Source organism: Pseudomonas sp. F9001, from assembly GCF_013385435.1.
Lineage (GTDB): Bacteria > Pseudomonadota > Gammaproteobacteria > Pseudomonadales > Pseudomonadaceae > Aquipseudomonas.
In genome coordinates, this window is sequence record NZ_JACAPX010000013.1 from 250,444 (window position 1) to 266,343 (window position 15,900).

Here is a 15,900-nt window from a genome sequence, read left to right on the forward strand (position 1 = left end):
GCCTGTGGTAAGGGAGCTTGCTCCCTCACCACAGCTTCTTGGCATCCCCTCCTGAAAACGCCCCTCACTTGCCTCTAAGCGACATGTTCGTAAAAGAACATGCAATTGCACTCAATTCCTATGCCCGCAGATAAGAGGCGGTGCTATTTTCGGTAACGAAACTGTAACATTCGCATCCGCAGTCAAAACAAGAAATCTGGAGCTCTTGAATGTTTGCTTTCTTCCGTCCTGCCGCACATCAGGCGCCCCTGCCTGAAGAAAAAATAGACAGCACGTACCGACGCCTGCGCTGGCAGATCTTCGCCGGTATTTTCTTCGGTTACGCCGGGTACTACCTGCTGCGCAAGAACTTCTCCCTGGCCATGCCGTACCTGATCGACGAGGGTTACACCCGTGGCCAGCTGGGCCTGGCAATGTCGGCGATCGCAATTGCCTACGGCCTGTCCAAGTTCCTCATGGGCCTGGTGTCCGACCGCTCCAACCCGCGCTACTTCCTGCCCTTCGGCCTGTTGGTGTCCGCCGGGGTGATGTTCATTTTCGGTTTCGCACCTTGGGCTACCTCCAGCGTGACCATGATGTTCATTCTGCTGTTCATCAACGGCTGGGCCCAGGGCATGGGCTGGCCGCCAAGTGGGCGGACCATGGTGCACTGGTGGTCGCAGAAAGAACGTGGCGGTGTGGTTTCCGTATGGAACGTGGCGCATAACGTCGGCGGCGGCTTGATCGGCCCGCTGTTCCTGCTGGGCATGGCCTGGTTCAACGACTGGCACGCGGCGTTCTACGTCCCGGCCACCGTGGCCCTGCTGGTGGCGGCATTTGCCTTCATCACCATGCGCGACACCCCGCAATCGGTGGGCCTGCCGCCCATCGAGCAATACAAGAACGACTACCCGGAAGGCTACGACGCCAGCCACGAGGACGAATTCAGCGCCAAGGAAATCTTCGTCAAGTACGTGCTGCGCAACAAAATGCTCTGGTACATCGCCTTCGCCAACGTCTTCGTCTACCTGCTGCGCTACGGCGTGCTGGACTGGGCACCGACGTACCTCAAGGAAGCCAAGCACTTCGACGTGGATAAAACCTCGTGGGCGTACTTCTTCTACGAGTGGGCGGGCATTCCGGGCACGCTGCTGTGCGGCTGGATGTCGGACAAGATCTTCCGTGGCAACCGTGGCCTGACCGGCATTGTGTTCATGGGCCTGGTCACCGTGGCGACCCTGGTTTACTGGCTCAACCCGCCGGGCAACCCGATGATCGACATGATCGCGCTGTTCTCCATCGGCTTCCTGATCTACGGTCCGGTGATGCTGATCGGCCTGCAGGCGCTGGAACTGGCACCGAAGAAAGCCGCCGGTACCGCAGCGGGCTTTACGGGCTTGTTCGGTTACCTGGGTGGTTCAGTGGCAGCGAGTGCGGCCATGGGCTACACCGTTGACCATTTCGGCTGGGACGGTGGTTTCGTATTGCTGATCGGCGCGTGCCTGCTGGCCATCGCGTTCCTGATCCCCACCTTGTGGCACACCAATAGCGTCAGTGCCGCACGTTAATCGTCGGAACAGCCTTTGGAACACCGCTTGAGCCGCGCCTCCAGATTCTTGTCTGGCATGGCGTGGCTACGCAGGGCGTTGACGGTCTGCTCGACATAATCGCGCGTAGTGCCGTAACGCCCGCAAGCGCTTTGCAACACGTGATTCAGCACGATGTCGGGCAAATTGCCGGCATAACTGGGCAGGTGCCGTTCCAGGACAAATCCCAATGCCTGCACCTGGCTGCCATCTTCCAGACGACAGCTGAGCCAGTGCGGCCGGTACGAGGGATACGGCATCTCGCGCTGCCACAGGGCATACAGCGAGGCCTCCAGTTGATCTTCCGGCAAGCGGTAGGCAAACCCGCTGCACGAGCCGCCGCGATCCAGGCCAAACACCAACCCCGGTATTTCCGGCGTGCCCCGGTGCTCATGAGACCACAGGTACAAGCCCCGGTGATAACCGTGGACCCGCGCCCGCATCCGCTGTGTCGACGAACATTCAGGCCGCCAGATCAGCGAACCGTAAGCGAATAGCCAGACCGGCCCACCCTTGTGCAGCGCCATGGTGGCTTGCATCGAGCTCATCAACTGTTCGTGAGTGAGTTGCGGCCCCAGATCGAGCCGCGGAGGGTAAGCCAATTGCAAAAGATCAGATTCAATGGCGGTCATGGCAGATCGCTTAGGTCTCCTTTGTTGTTACGAGAAGCTGTTACCAGTTGTAAGCAACTTTACCGTAATAGAACGCGCCGCTGTAACCGTACGGCGAAAAAGTGCTATAGGCCAGATTGCCACCACTGCTGGCGTAGGCATTGAGTTTTTCCGGGTATTTGTCGGTGACGTTGTCGCCGCCAACGGTGAAGGTCCAGTTTTTCAGCTTGTAGTCGGCTGACAGATCCAACAGCCAGGCGGCCTTGAAGCGCTGGTCGTTGGTCGGGTCGGCCTGGTAGCTGGTGAATGAACCATAGCGCACCAAATTACTGTGCAGCGCCCAGTTGCCGAAACTCAGGTCGTTGCCCAGGCTCAGCTTGTGCTGTGGCGTGGTATCGCCCAGCAGGCCGATGCGCTCGCGACGGTCCACCCGAACCAGGCTCGCGCCCAGGCTATCCAGTACGGACGGGTTGGCTTTTACGTCGGTGACCTTGGTGTGGTTGTAGTTGTAGCCCACGGTGCTGTTCCAGCGCACACCGTTGTCCAGTTGGTAGCGATAGTTGGCCACCAGGTCGACGCCATTGGTGGTGGTGTCGGTGGCGTTGGTGAAGTAGCGCACCGTGGTGTAGTTGATGTTGCCGACGCCATTGGCCTGCAGATACGCGAGCGCAGCCGGGTTCTTGCTCAGGTCCAGGTTGGAGGACAGGCTGATGCGGTCGCTGATGTCGATACGGTAGACATCGGCGGTCACGGTCAGGTTGTCGGTCGGCTCCAGCACCAGGCCGAGACTGTAGTTGCGGGACTTCTCGGCTTTCAGGTCTTCAGCGCCGAGCAGGCGCGCCACCTGGCTGTTGGCCGGGAAGGTGCCGGCTTCCTGGATGGTGTTGCCGATCAGTTGCGACGAGGTGTAGGCGAAGTTTTGCTGTGCCAGGGACGGCGCACGGAAACCGTTGGATACACTGCCGCGCAAGGCCACTTGCGGGGTGAAGTCGTAGCGCGCCGAGAGCGAGCCGCTGACGTTGGAGCCAAAATCACTGTAGTCCTCGTGACGCACGGCGGCGGAGGCACTGAGTTTTTCGGTGAAGTTGGTTTCCAGGTCCAGGTACTGCGCCCAGTTGTGGCGCGTGCTGGTGCCGGCGTCGGAATCACGGAAGCCGCCCAGGCCCGAGCTGCCGGTCTGGTAGTAGGACGCCGGGTCGCCCGCCTTGATCTGGTAACCCTGGTCCAGGTATTCGCCGCCAAACGCCACCGACACTGGATACGGCAACCAGCCCAGGCTGAATTCCCGCGACAGGTCCAGGCTGAGTTGCTTCTGGTCATTGACCAACGTGCCGTTGTCGAACTTGCGCGGCGTGGCCAGGCCCAGCGAGGTGTTGATGGTTTCGGTACCGATCTGGTACTGGTTCTTGCCGTAGTTGACCGACACATCGTAGTGCCAGTCATAGGCCAACAAGCCGCGCAGGCCGACCGCCAGGGACGTGTCTTCCACGTCACCGCGAATCAACGGCAGGTAACCATTGGGGTTGAGCGCAGGAATGTTGTTGCTCGCGTTACTGGCCCGGTAGAACGCCGCCGTCTCGCCGCGGGTCTTGCTGTAGCCGCCAAACGCATAGAACTCGGCCGCATCGCTGAAGGAATATTCCGAGTTGAGAAACAGCTTGCCCTGGTCGGTGGCCGGCTCGCCCTGGCGGAACACCCGCTGGCCGTAGGTCGTCGAACCAACGCTGCCCGGACGCAGGTCCTTGCCGGCGCGGTTGGTGTAATCGTTGTCGGCGCCTTCGGCAGAGATGTTGATAAACCCGTTATCGCCCAGCGCCACACCGGTGTTGCCGCTGAGGTTGCGCTGGATACCGTCGCCCTTCTTGTACTCACCAAACTTGCTGGTGATCGAGCCGCCGTGGTCGTCATGCTTGAGGATCACGTTGATCACCCCGGCAATCGCATCGGAGCCGTAGCGGGCCGATGCGCCGTCACGCAGCACCTCGATATGGTCGACCGCCGACAACGGGATCGCATTCAAATCCGCCGGCGCCGAGCCACGCCCAACCGCACCGCCGAGATTGACGAAGGCACTGGTGTGGCGGCGCTTGCCGTTGACCAGCACCAACACCTGGTCCGGTGACAGGCCACGCAGCTGCGCCGGGCGCACCAGTTCGGCACCGTCTACCAGGCTCGGGCGTGGAAAGTTGATGGAAGGAATCAATCGGGCCAACACCGCGCCCAACTCATCAGAGCCGGTGCTGCGCAAGGTGTCGCCGGAAATCACATCGATAGGTGACAGCGAGGCACTGGCGGTGCGCTCTTGGGCGCGGGTGCCGGTGACAATGACTGTATCGAGTTTGGGTACATCGGCAGTGGCCGTTTCGGCGGATGCCACTGGACTGAATCCCACAGCGGTCAGCAAATTAGCCGACAAAATCGCCGTGTACAGCAGGTGCTGCTTGTTGCTCCCCATACCGCTCCCCTTGGAATCAAAAGCCAGAACGTCAATGCTCTGAGCTCGTACGATCGATCCGTGTGGCGGACGGTGGCGGTCATTTATTGGTTATTGGCAGAAAGTCGGTAGTCCGTTGGCATATAGCTTAATGATATTTATGTAACAAATTAAATACCTTTAAAGAATAAGCGAATGCATAAGCCCAGGCCGCTCCGCTCATCAGGATTGGCTGCCTCAATCCCTGTAGTTTCAGCGCAGGTTCAGCCTGGGGGCACGCTGAGCCTTCAAAATAGGCGCCTGTCACGACCCACCTGGCCGCCAACCGAATCGACTACCGAGGTCACTCCATGAAATACCGACTGCCCAGCCTGTTGTTCCTGGCACAGGCCACCACCGCCCTGGCGGCGGAAGTGCCGACCCAGGACGAAAAAGGCTTCTGGTATGCCCAGACGAGCGTCTACACCCGGCATTTTGCGCCGGACAAGGACCACAACAACAACCAGGACCTGATCGGCCTGGAGCGCAATGAAGCGTCAGGCCTGGTGTATGGCGGGGCGACGTTTCGCAACTCGTTCAGCCAGCGTTCGTACTACGCCTATGCCGGCAAACGCTACGACATGCCCGATTACCCGGTGTACGTGAAGCTGACAGGGGGTTTGATTCAGGGCTATCGCGGCAAGTACCGCGACAAGATTCCGCTGAATGGACTGGGGGTAGCGCCGGTGATCATCCCCTCGGTGGGCACCCACTACGGGCCGGTCGCCGCCGAGCTGGTGTTGCTCGGGTTCAATGCGGCGATGGTGACCACGGGCGTTCGTTTCTGATCGAGCCGCTGAAGGGCTTCTGTGGCGAGGGAGCTTGCTCCCTCGCCACACGTTACGGGCGGGGTGCGTAGGCAAATACGTCAGCACGCATCTGGTGTGCATCCATGCCGGCCTCGACAAGCGCATCCAGGGTGCCGTAGATCATCGCCGGTGAACCACTGGCGTAGACATGCACGGCCTTGAGGTCGCTGATGTCTTCGCACACCGCTTCATGCAACAGCCCGCAGCGCCCTTCCCAGCCACACAGGTCGCTGACCACTTTGTGCAGGAACAGGTTGGGCAGTTGCAGCCACTGGTCCCAGTGCTCGATGTCGTAGAAGTCTTCCGGTCGACGTACACCCCAATACAGATGCACCGGGTGCTTGAAGCCACTGGCGCGACAGTGTTCGATCAGGCTATGCATCTGGGCCATGCCGGTGCCGGCGGCAATCAGCACCAGCGGCCCGTCGGGCAGTTCCGCCAGGTGGGTGTCGCCAAACGGCATTTCGATGCGGGCCATCTGGTTGCGCTGCAACTGCTCCAGCAGGCTGCGGGCGCTGTCTTCCCGGGCCAGCACGTGCAATTCCAGCTCGCGCCCGGCGTGGGGCGCCGAGGCCAGGGAGAACGCCGACTTCTCGCCGTTTTCCCGCTCGATCATCAGGTATTGCCCGGCGTGGTAGCGCACCGCCTTGCCGGCTGGTGCCCGCAGGCGTACGCGCCATACGTCACCGCCCACCTCGACGCATTCACTCAGTTGGCAAGACAGTTTGCGCACCGGCAATTCTCCCGGCGCCAGCACGCCATCCCACAACACAATGCAATCTTCCAGCGGTTCGGCAATGCAGGTATAGAACTCGCCATGGTCACGCACCTCACCGGCTTGCTGCACCCGGCCTTCCACCAGCAGCGCCGCGCACACGTGGCACACGCCATTGCGGCAGGCCTGGGGGCAATCGTAGCCCAGGCGGCGCGCACCCTCGAGGATCCGCTCGCCGGGCGTCAGTTCAAGTACCGCACCGGAAGGCTGCAGGGTTACACGCATCAATCTATTCCTAATTCTTTCCAGAGCGCATCGACACGGGCAGTGACCGCTTCGTCCTTGACGATCACGCGGCCCCATTCGCGGGTGGTTTCACCCGGCCATTTATGGGTGGCGTCCAGGCCCATTTTCGAGCCGAGGCCCGATACCGGGGAAGCAAAGTCGAGGTAGTCGATCGGCGTGTTGTCGATCATCACCGTGTCGCGCTTGGGGTCCATACGCGTGGTGATGGCCCAGATCACGTCGTTCCAGTCCCGGGCGTTGATGTCGTCGTCGGTGACAATAACGAACTTGGTGTACATGAACTGTCGCAAAAACGACCACACACCCAGCATTACCCGCTTGGCGTGGCCGGGGTACGACTTCTTCATCGTCACGATGGCCATGCGATACGAGCAGCCTTCGGGCGGCAGGTAGAAGTCAGTGATTTCCGGAAACTGCTTTTGCAGGATCGGCACAAACACTTCGTTCAACGCCACGCCGAGGATCGCCGGCTCATCCGGCGGGCGGCCGGTGTAGGTGCTGTGGTAGATCGGCTTGATCCGGTGGGTGATGCGCTCGACGGTGAACACCGGGAAGCTGTCGACTTCGTTGTAGTAGCCGGTGTGGTCGCCGTAGGGGCCTTCATCGGCCATCTCGCCCGGGTGAATCACGCCTTCGAGGATGATTTCGGCGGTGGCCGGCACTTGCAGGTCGTTACCGCGGCATTTCACCAGCTCAGTGCGATTGCCACGCAACAGGCCGGCGAAAGCGTACTCGGACAGGCTGTCGGGCACCGGCGTGACGGCGCCGAGGATGGTCGCCGGGTCGGCGCCCAGGGCCACGGAAACAGGGAATGGCTGGCCGGGGTGCTTTTCGCACCACTCACGGAAATCCAGGGCGCCGCCACGGTGGCTCAGCCAGCGCATGATGACCTTGTTGCGGCCGATCACTTGCTGACGGTAGATGCCGAGGTTCTGGCGGTCCTTGTTCGGGCCCTTGGTGACGGTCAGGCCCCAGGTGATCAGCGGGCCGACGTCGCCAGGCCAGCAGGTCTGCACGGGGAGCATGCCGAGGTCGACATCCTCGCCTTCGATCACCACTTCCTGGCAGACCGCGTCTTTCACGACCTTGGGGGCCATGGCGATGATCTTGCGGAAGATGGGCAGCTTCGACCAGGCGTCCTTGAGCCCCTTGGGTGGCTCGGGTTCCTTGAGGAAGGCCAGCAGCTTGCCGATCTCGCGCAGTTCGCTGACCGACTCCGCGCCCATGCCAAACGCCACGCGGTCGGGGGTGCCGAACAGGTTGCCGAGCACCGGTATATCAAAGCCCACCGGGTTTTCGAACAGCAGCGCCGGGCCCTTGTTGCGCAAGGTGCGGTCGCAAATCTCAGTCATCTCCAGGACCGGGGAAATCGGCACCTGGATACGTTTCAACTCTCCGCGCTGCTCAAGTTGCTGCACGAAATCCCGAAGATCCTTGAATTTCATTAACCATGCCACCCGTAAAATAGGCGTACATCCTACCTGCTCTTACGGTCGCTGGCAGCTTATTGAGCAGCATTGCCGACGACACAGACTCAAAGAGCCGATGCCTGGGTTTCATCGCGCAAGGCTTTGAACAAGGGTTCAAGAAACGCCTCGACATACCGCGAACCAACCGCCGAGAGGTGATTGTCGTCGGTGTACAGCGACTGACCGTCCAGTTCCACCCGGCACCAGTCATTCGCACTGCATAACTTGGGCGCCGGATCCATTACCTTTACCCCGGGATCAGCCGCCGCCATGCGCTCGAATACGCTGCTGATATAGGCCTGGCGCTGGAGGTGCTCATCCAGGGGCATGCCTTCTTTGTCGGTGGGCCGGCCGAGCATCGCCAGGCGACTCAGGCGGTAAGGCGGACTGAATTCCTGCAGGGGGACTTCCTTGACCAGCCACACCCGATGGCCGCTGGCGCGCAATTGCTGCACAAGGGCGCCCAGACTTTCAGCGAAGCGCCGCTCGGCGAAGGCGCGGTCATAGGTTCCGGTCGCCGGGTCCAGCAACGAAGCCTCGGTATCACCATCGCGCTGCCCATAGACATACAGGCTCCAGCGCGCCACCAGCACCACGTCGCTAAAGGTTTCCTTGCCGAGCAGTTGCGTGACCTGCTGGTTAAAGGTCAAGCAGCCCGGAACGCTTTCCTTGCGATTAAACGGCAGGCAACCGGCATAACCCGCCTGTGTGACGCTGACACCGTACTTGCTGGCGCCGTCTCGCAACGCCGGAACCAGCGCCGTGGCATGGCTATCGCCCCAGACCAGCGCGCGCGTCGGCGCGGACTGAGGCCCGAAATGACAAAATCCATGGTGGCGATTTTTCCCACCATCCACCAGGCAGGCCATAAGGTCCGGGCTCCACTCGCGCGCCTGGGCAAATTGCAGCGCCTCGGGCGACAGGCGCCAAGGCAAGCCCTTCGTCATGACCAGGCCTTTGCCGAGCAGTCCCAACCCAAGCAGCGCGATACCCGCCGCCACCAGGATTTGCTTGCGCCCTGCCAACAGCCGACGTTCACGGAACGGCGCCTCGACAAACCGCCAGGACGCATAACCCAGCACCAGGCTCAACACAAACAGTGCACCAAGCTCCCACGGGCCCAGCCCGTCGACACTGGCGTACTTGCCAAACACGTACACCGGCCAGTGCCACAGGTACCAGGAGTAGGAGATCAGGCCAATCCCCACCAGCAAGCGGCTACCCAGCAGCTTGCTGGTCAGGGTAGTTTGCTGGCCGTTGGCCCAAATCAGGCAGACCACGCCCACCACCGGCAACAGCGCTGCGGCGCCGGGAAACGGCGTGCTCGGGTCATACGCGAAGACCGCCAGCAGGATCAGGCCGAGGCCGGCAAGGCTGACGGCCTGCGCCAACGCCGGGCTGGCGCGGTACTCGCGTACCGGCATTACCGCCAGCATTGCGCCCGCCAACAGCTCCCAGGCACGCATCTGCAGCAGGAAAAAGGCTCTTTCCGGAGCGTGGGCCACCGCCCATGTACTCATGCCGAATGACACCAGCAACAACACGAACAGCGCCGTGCGCCAATATTTGAGCCGGCTCGACAGCAGTGTCAGCAGGAGTGGGAAGAGGATGTAGAACTGTTCTTCAACCGACAATGACCAGGTATGCAGCAACGGTTTGATATCGGAGGCCACATCAAAGTAACCGTCCTGACGCATGAAAAACAGGTTGGAGATAAACACCACCTGGTTATGTATCGAGCGCCCCAACTCGCTGTAATCCTTGGGCGCCAGCAGGAACCAGCCCACCACCAGCGCGCCGAGCATCATCACGAACAGTGCCGGCAGGATACGCCGCGCTCGCCTGGCCCAGAAGCTGACAAAACTGAAACGGCCGGCCTCACGCTCGCGCCAGATGATCGAGGTGATCAAGTAGCCGGAGATCACGAAAAACACGTCGACGCCGACAAAGCCGCCGGTAAAGCCCGGTACACCAAAATGAAACAGCACAACAGCGAGCACAGCTATGGCACGCAGGCCGTCAATGTCCCTGCGATAAGCGAGAATGGTCATAAAATCTTGTAATTTGCCTGATCGGATGGACAGCGAGTGTAGTCACACACGCGAGTTTGTTTCTAAACAGACACACACTAAAGCCAAACCTCCTTTTCCAGAAACAAAAAAAATGGCGCCCCATGGGGCGCCATCCTTTTTGACCGAAGCGTCGTGTTACTTGCGCTTCATCGACAGGAAGAACTCGTCGTTGGTCTTGGTGGTTTTCAGCTTGTCGATCAGGAACTCGATGGCCGCAACTTCGTCCATCGGGTGCAGCAGCTTGCGCAGGATCCACATGCGCTGCAGTTCGTCATCGGCGGTCAGCAACTCTTCGCGGCGCGTGCCGGAACGGTTGATGTTGATGGCCGGGAACACACGCTTCTCGGCGATACGACGGTCCAAAGGCAGTTCCATGTTGCCGGTACCTTTAAACTCTTCGTAGATCACTTCATCCATCTTCGAACCGGTTTCAACCAGTGCGGTGGCGATGATGGTCAGCGAGCCGCCTTCTTCGATGTTCCGCGCAGCGCCGAAGAAACGTTTCGGTTTCTCCAGGGCGTGGGCATCGACACCACCGGTGAGCACCTTGCCGGAGCTTGGGATCACGGTGTTGTAGGCACGGGCCAGACGGGTGATGGAGTCGAGCAGGATCACCACGTCTTTCTTGTGTTCGACCAGGCGCTTGGCCTTCTCGATCACCATTTCGGCAACCTGCACGTGGCGGGTTGGCGGCTCATCGAACGTCGAGGCAACCACTTCGCCGCGCACGGTGCGCTGCATTTCGGTTACTTCTTCCGGACGCTCATCGATCAGCAACACGATCAGGTGAACTTCAGGGTTATTACGGGCGATGTTCGCTGCGATGTTCTGCAGCATGATGGTCTTGCCGGCTTTCGGCGGGGCCACGATCAGGCCGCGCTGGCCTTTGCCGATCGGGGCACACAGGTCGATGACACGACCGGTCAAGTCTTCGGTGGAACCGTTGCCGGCTTCCATCTTCATGCGCACGGTCGGGAACAGCGGCGTCAGGTTCTCGAAGAGAATCTTGTTTTTCGCGTTCTCGGGACGATCGTAGTTGATCGTGTCGACCTTGAGCAGGGCGAAATAACGCTCGCCTTCCTTTGGAGGGCGGATCTTGCCAACGATGGTGTCACCGGTGCGCAAGTTGAAGCGACGGATCTGGCTCGGCGAGACGTAGATATCGTCTGGGCCGGCGAGATAGGAAGCGTCTGCAGAGCGGAGGAAGCCGAAGCCGTCCTGGAGAATCTCCAGCACGCCATCACCGGAGATTTCCTCGCCGCTTTTCGCGTGCTTTTTCAGCAGGGAGAAAATCACGTCCTGCTTGCGCGAACGGGCCATATTTTCTATGCCCATCTGTTCGGCCAATTCGAGCAGTTCGGTAATCGGCTTTTGCTTGAGTTCAGTCAGATTCATATAGGAATGACGTAATCATTTATGGAGGGGGGGAAATTAAGCTTTTGGCTTAATGAGGCCGCGCCGCAGAGAAGGCGACAGGATCGCGTACTAATCGAAAAGGAGAGCGTCGGCGACGGCTTGCAGGGGGCAGTGGAGAAACCAGTGCGGGGCCGAATGTACCACCTGAGTTTCAGAGCGTCTAGCCCTGTTTCACGAAAAAGCCCCGCAAATTGCGGGGCTTTTTGAGGACGCTTAGATATTGGCGTCGAGGAAAGCTTGCAGCTGGGACTTCGACAGCGCGCCGACCTTGGTGGCCTCGACGTTGCCGTTCTTGAACAGCATCAGGGTCGGGATACCACGCACGCCGTGCTTGGCCGGAGTTTCCTGGTTGTCGTCGATGTTCAGCTTGGCAATGGTCAACTTGCCTTCGTAAGTGGTGGCAATGTCGTCCAGGACCGGAGCGATCATTTTGCAAGGACCGCACCACTCAGCCCAGTAGTCAACCAGCACCGGGCCCTGGGCCTTCAGTACTTCGGCCTCGAAGGTCGCGTCGGTGACGTGCTTGATAAGATCGTTGCTCATGGATGTCTCCGGGTTGTAAGCAAAAAAAACGTTGCCCATCATAGCCGCCCTTCCCGCGTTCAGGAAGCTGCAGCTGATTGACTCTTCCTATGATGGCGCATGAGTTTGGGTATAGCCCAACTCATGGGGTTACGGGAGTGATGAAGGCAATCCCTGTACGCAACGCCGCGTTACGCACATGTTCCTGCATGCTTTTCTGCGCCGCCCCGCTGGCGCGTCGGGCCAGGGCACGGAGGACCTTGCGGTGCTCCTGCCAGGTCTCCATGGCCCGCTCCGGCCGGATGAACGGTAGTTTCTGGCTCTCCAGGAACACCTCGGCACTGGCGCTGAGGATGCTCACCATCGCCTGATTGCCGCTGGCCAGCAGGATGCGCCGGTGGAATTCGAAGTCCAGCCGGGCGGCTGCCTCGAAATCACCGGCCTTCAGCTCCTTGCGCATCGCCTCGACGTTATCTTCCAGGATGTCCAACTCCCCGGTGGTCAGCGTCACCGCCGCCAGCCCCGCCGCAAAACCTTCCAGGGCGTAGCGCAGTTGAAAGATATCCAGCGGCGTCGCCTGTGCCGTAAACGGCCAGGCCAACCCCGGCAGCTCTTCGGCCGCTTGCACGAACACGCCTTTGCCCGGCTGCACACTTACCACGCCCAAGGCACTGAGGGACGACAAGGCTTCACGCAAAGAGGCCCGGCTCACGCCCAATTGCAGCGCCAGGTCGCGCTGGGAGGGCAACGCATCACCCGGCCCGAAGCCCTCGTCAGCGATCAATTTGCGGATGGCCTGTAGCGCCACTTCCGGTACGGCTTGGGCGATGGAATTCATAAGAAACTCAGGTTTCCAGTCAACTGAGCGGCTAGTTGTAAAGCTATTCGCAGCGCCCGGCAAGCCACGCCCCAAAGGGGCTCGCGCGGTTTTGACGGCGCTCGAAAAGGGTGCAGAAAACCCAGTAACTGTTCAGACCAGTAAGACCGCCAAGACTCAACAGCCACCGGCTCTGGCGCGAAATACGGCGGTGCTGGCATGGGCTGTGCACTGGCAAAAACCGGAAAATCCTTTCGTCCTTTTCGGAGAGTCGCCATGACCAAGCGTTGCAGCGCCCTGCTCACTGCCCTGTTTGCCAGCCTGATGCTGAGCCAGGCGCCCGCCCAGGCCAACGGTCTGGACGATATCGTCGCCCGTGGCACCCTCAAGGTGGCCGTGCCCCAGGATTTCCCGCCGTTCGGCTCGGTCGGCCCGGACATGAAGCCCCGCGGCCTGGACATCGACACCGCAAAGCTTTTGGCCGACCAGCTCAAGGTCAAGCTTGAACTGACCCCGGTCAACAGCACCAACCGCATCCCGTTCCTCACCACCGGCAAGGTCGACCTGGTGATTTCCAGCCTGGGCAAGAACGCCGAGCGCGAGAAGGTCATCGACTTCTCCAAGGCCTACGCGCCCTTCTACCTCGCCGTATTCGGCCCTCCCGATGCGCCGATCAGCACCGTTGACGACCTCAAGGGCAAAACCATCAGCGTGACCCGTGGCGCCATCGAAGACATCGAGCTGACCGCCGTGGCGCCTAAAGAGGCGACGATCAAGCGCTTTGAAGACAACAACTCGACCATCGCCGCCTACCTCGCCGGCCAGGTGGACCTGATCGCCAGCGGCAACGTGGTGATGGTGGCCATCAGCGAACGCAACCCCAAGCGCGTGCCGGCACTGAAAGTGAAGCTCAAGGACTCGCCGGTGTACGTGGGCGTGAACAAGAACGAGCCGGCGCTGCTGGACAAGGTGAACCAGATCCTGGTCGCGGCCAAGGCCGACGGCAGCCTGGAAAAGAATGCATTGCAGTGGCTCAAAGAGCCGCTGCCGGCTGATCTCTGAGCGCGGTAACTAGGGTTAGCCTATGGCCTATCAATTCGACTTTGTGCCGGTCCTGGCCAATACCGATCTGCTGCTGCGCGGCGCGCTGTTCACACTTGAACTGACCGCCATCGGCGCCGTGCTGGGTGTGGCGCTGGGAATCGTCGGCGCTGTGGTGCGGGCGTGGAAGATCCAGCCGTTCAGTTGGATCTTCGGCGTGTACGTCGAGTTGATCCGCAACACGCCGTTCCTGGTGCAGTTGTTTTTCATCTTCTTCGGCCTGCCGTCCCTCGGCCTGAAAATCACCGAATGGCAGGCGGCAGTGCTGGCGATGGTGATCAACCTGGGGGCGTACTCCACCGAGATCATCCGCGCCGGGATCCAGGCGATCCCCCGCGGGCAACTGGAAGCGGCGGCCGCGCTGGCGATGACACGTTTCGAGGCGTTCCGCCATGTGGTGTTGCTGCCCGCGCTGGGCAAGGTCTGGCCGGCCCTGAGCAGCCAGATCATCATCGTGATGCTCGGCTCGGCGGTCTGCTCGCAGATCGCCACCGAGGAACTGAGCTTTGCCGCCAATTTTATCCAGTCGCGCAACTTCCGCGCCTTTGAAACCTATGCGCTGACAACCCTGGTCTACCTGTGCATGGCGTTGATGATCCGCCAATTGCTGAACTGGATCGGCCGGCGCTATGTCATGAGGAACGCCCGATGAGTGATTTTTCGTTCTGGGACATCGTGCGCAACCTGCTCATCGGTTTGCAGTGGACCTTGCTGCTGTCGCTGGTGGCGTTCATCGGCGGCGGCGTGATCGGTTTGCTGGTGATGACTATGCGCATCAGCACCAAGGCTTTCCCGCGCAATGTCGCCCGCACCTATATCGAGCTGTTCCAGGGCACGCCGCTGTTGATGCAACTGTTCCTGGTGTTCTTCGGCATCGCCTTGCTCGGCGTGGACATTTCGCCCTGGCTGGCGGCGGCGATTGCCTTGACCCTGTTCACCAGCGCCTACCTGGCCGAAATCTGGCGTGGCTGCGTCGACTCCATCGCCCACGGCCAATGGGAGGCGTCCGCGAGCCTGGCCCTGAACCCGCTGGAGCAATTGCGCTACGTGATCCTGCCCCAGGCCCTGCGCATTGCCGTGGCGCCAACCGTGGGTTTCTCGGTGCAAGTGGTCAAGGGCACCGCCGTGACCTCGATCATCGGCTTCACCGAGCTGACCAAGACCGGCGGCATGCTCGCCAACGCTACCTTCGAACCCTTCATGGTCTATGGCCTGGTGGCGCTGGGTTACTTCCTGCTCTGCTACCCCTTGTCCCTCAGTGCGCGCTACCTGGAAAGGAGACTGCATGCCTCTGCTTAGAATTTCCGCCCTGCATAAATATTACGGCGATCACCACGTACTCAAGGGCATTGACCTGAGTGTCGAAGAAGGCCAGGTGGTGGCGATCATCGGTCGCAGCGGCTCGGGCAAATCCACCCTGCTGCGCACCCTCAATGGCCTGGAGTCGATCAACGACGGCGTGATTGAAGTCGACGGCGAATACCTCGACGCCGCCCGCGCCGACCTGCGCACCCTGCGGCAGAAAGTCGGCATGGTGTTCCAGCAGTTCAACCTGTTCCCACACCTGACGGTGGGCGAAAACGTCATGCTTGCGCCGCAAGTGGTGCAGAAAGTGCCGAAAGCCAAGGCCGCACAATTGGCGCGACAGATGCTCGAGCGCGTTGGGCTGGGGGAGAAGTTCGACGCGTTCCCCGATCGTTTGTCCGGCGGCCAGCAGCAGCGGGTAGCAATCGCCCGGGCTCTGGCGATGTCGCCCAAAGTGCTGCTGTGCGATGAAATCACCTCGGCCCTGGACCCGGAGCTGGTCAACGAAGTGCTCAGCGTAGTGCGCCAACTGGCCAAGGATGGCATGACACTGATCATGGTCACCCATGAGATGCGTTTTGCCCGGGAAGTGGGTGACAAGCTGGTGTTCATGCACCAGGGCAAGGTGCATGAAGTGGGCGACCCGAAAATCCTGTTTGCCAATCCGCAGACCGCCGAGCTGGCCAACTTCATCGGTTCGGTGGAGCGCACGGACTGAG

Annotated in this window: 14 protein-coding genes; 6 read left to right on the top strand and 8 right to left on the bottom strand. The window is 60.7% G+C overall.

Translation table 11 applies throughout. The features are described from left to right. Positions 1-209 precede the first annotated feature (209 nt). Positions 210-1,547, top strand: coding sequence for a glycerol-3-phosphate transporter (gene glpT / locus HX818_RS13750; protein ID WP_003213972.1), 1,338 nt, complete (start codon positions 210-212; stop codon positions 1,545-1,547). Here glpT and HX818_RS13755 read toward each other — a convergent pair. Further along, on the bottom strand, positions 1,544-2,197 hold the full coding sequence (locus HX818_RS13755) for a gamma-glutamylcyclotransferase (RefSeq protein ID WP_003213974.1): 654 nt from the start codon (positions 2,195-2,197) through the stop codon (positions 1,544-1,546). The two genes, glpT and HX818_RS13755, sit on opposite strands and share 4 nt — an antisense overlap. A 40-nt stretch (positions 2,198-2,237) precedes the next feature. Beyond that, positions 2,238-4,631, bottom strand: coding sequence for a TonB-dependent siderophore receptor (locus tag HX818_RS13760; RefSeq protein WP_003213976.1), 2,394 nt, complete (start codon positions 4,629-4,631; stop codon positions 2,238-2,240). A gap of 329 nt (positions 4,632-4,960) precedes the next feature. Between HX818_RS13760 and HX818_RS13765 the strand changes: the two genes are divergently transcribed. Next, positions 4,961-5,437, top strand: a complete 477-nt coding sequence (locus HX818_RS13765; protein ID WP_177020277.1) for a sn-glycerol-3-phosphate transporter — start codon at positions 4,961-4,963, stop codon at positions 5,435-5,437. Positions 5,438-5,489: 52 nt separating this feature from the next. On the opposite strand, the gene HX818_RS13770 is transcribed toward HX818_RS13765, so the two are convergent. The 6 genes from HX818_RS13770 to HX818_RS13795 all read right to left on the bottom strand — a co-directional run bounded on the left by HX818_RS13770 (position 5,490) and on the right by HX818_RS13795 (position 12,796). Next, complete coding sequence (locus HX818_RS13770) at positions 5,490-6,458, bottom strand: CDP-6-deoxy-delta-3,4-glucoseen reductase (protein WP_003213981.1); 969 nt, start codon at positions 6,456-6,458, stop codon at positions 5,490-5,492. Continuing rightward, positions 6,458-7,924 (bottom strand): 4-hydroxy-3-polyprenylbenzoate decarboxylase, encoded by a 1,467-nt coding sequence (gene ubiD, locus HX818_RS13775; RefSeq protein ID WP_008438879.1) that lies wholly within the window; start codon positions 7,922-7,924, stop codon positions 6,458-6,460. Before ubiD ends, HX818_RS13770 begins: the two co-directional genes overlap by 1 nt. Positions 7,925-8,013: 89 nt before the next feature. Next, positions 8,014-9,999 (bottom strand): acyltransferase family protein, encoded by a 1,986-nt coding sequence (locus tag HX818_RS13780; protein ID WP_177020278.1) that lies wholly within the window; start codon positions 9,997-9,999, stop codon positions 8,014-8,016. A gap of 156 nt (positions 10,000-10,155) precedes the next feature. After that, on the bottom strand, positions 10,156-11,415 hold the full coding sequence (gene rho, locus HX818_RS13785) for a transcription termination factor Rho (RefSeq protein WP_008438874.1): 1,260 nt from the start codon (positions 11,413-11,415) through the stop codon (positions 10,156-10,158). 234 nt (positions 11,416-11,649) lie between these two features. Further along, the gene (trxA, locus tag HX818_RS13790) at positions 11,650-11,979 is read right to left on the bottom strand and encodes a thioredoxin TrxA (RefSeq protein WP_003213989.1); all 330 of its coding nucleotides are present in this window, start codon (positions 11,977-11,979) and stop codon (positions 11,650-11,652) included. A gap of 121 nt (positions 11,980-12,100) precedes the next feature. Continuing rightward, the gene (locus HX818_RS13795) at positions 12,101-12,796 is read right to left on the bottom strand and encodes a FadR/GntR family transcriptional regulator (RefSeq protein WP_003213991.1); all 696 of its coding nucleotides are present in this window, start codon (positions 12,794-12,796) and stop codon (positions 12,101-12,103) included. Between the two features lie 255 nt (positions 12,797-13,051). Between HX818_RS13795 and HX818_RS13800 the strand changes: the two genes are divergently transcribed. Genes HX818_RS13800 through HX818_RS13815 form a run of 4 tightly spaced genes read left to right on the top strand, consistent with a single transcriptional unit; the run spans position 13,052 to position 15,899 of the window. Further along, positions 13,052-13,837, top strand: coding sequence for a transporter substrate-binding domain-containing protein (locus HX818_RS13800; protein ID WP_003213993.1), 786 nt, complete (start codon positions 13,052-13,054; stop codon positions 13,835-13,837). A 22-nt stretch (positions 13,838-13,859) separates the two neighbouring features. Next, complete coding sequence (locus HX818_RS13805) at positions 13,860-14,528, top strand: amino acid ABC transporter permease (protein ID WP_003213995.1); 669 nt, start codon at positions 13,860-13,862, stop codon at positions 14,526-14,528. Then, complete coding sequence (locus HX818_RS13810; protein ID WP_177020279.1) at positions 14,525-15,175, top strand: amino acid ABC transporter permease; 651 nt, start codon at positions 14,525-14,527, stop codon at positions 15,173-15,175. Before HX818_RS13805 ends, HX818_RS13810 begins: the two co-directional genes overlap by 4 nt. Beyond that, positions 15,162-15,899: an amino acid ABC transporter ATP-binding protein gene (locus HX818_RS13815; RefSeq protein ID WP_003213999.1), complete on the top strand. Its 738-nt coding sequence runs from the start codon at positions 15,162-15,164 to the stop codon at positions 15,897-15,899. Before HX818_RS13810 ends, HX818_RS13815 begins: the two co-directional genes overlap by 14 nt. Position 15,900: the final 1 nt, after the last annotated feature.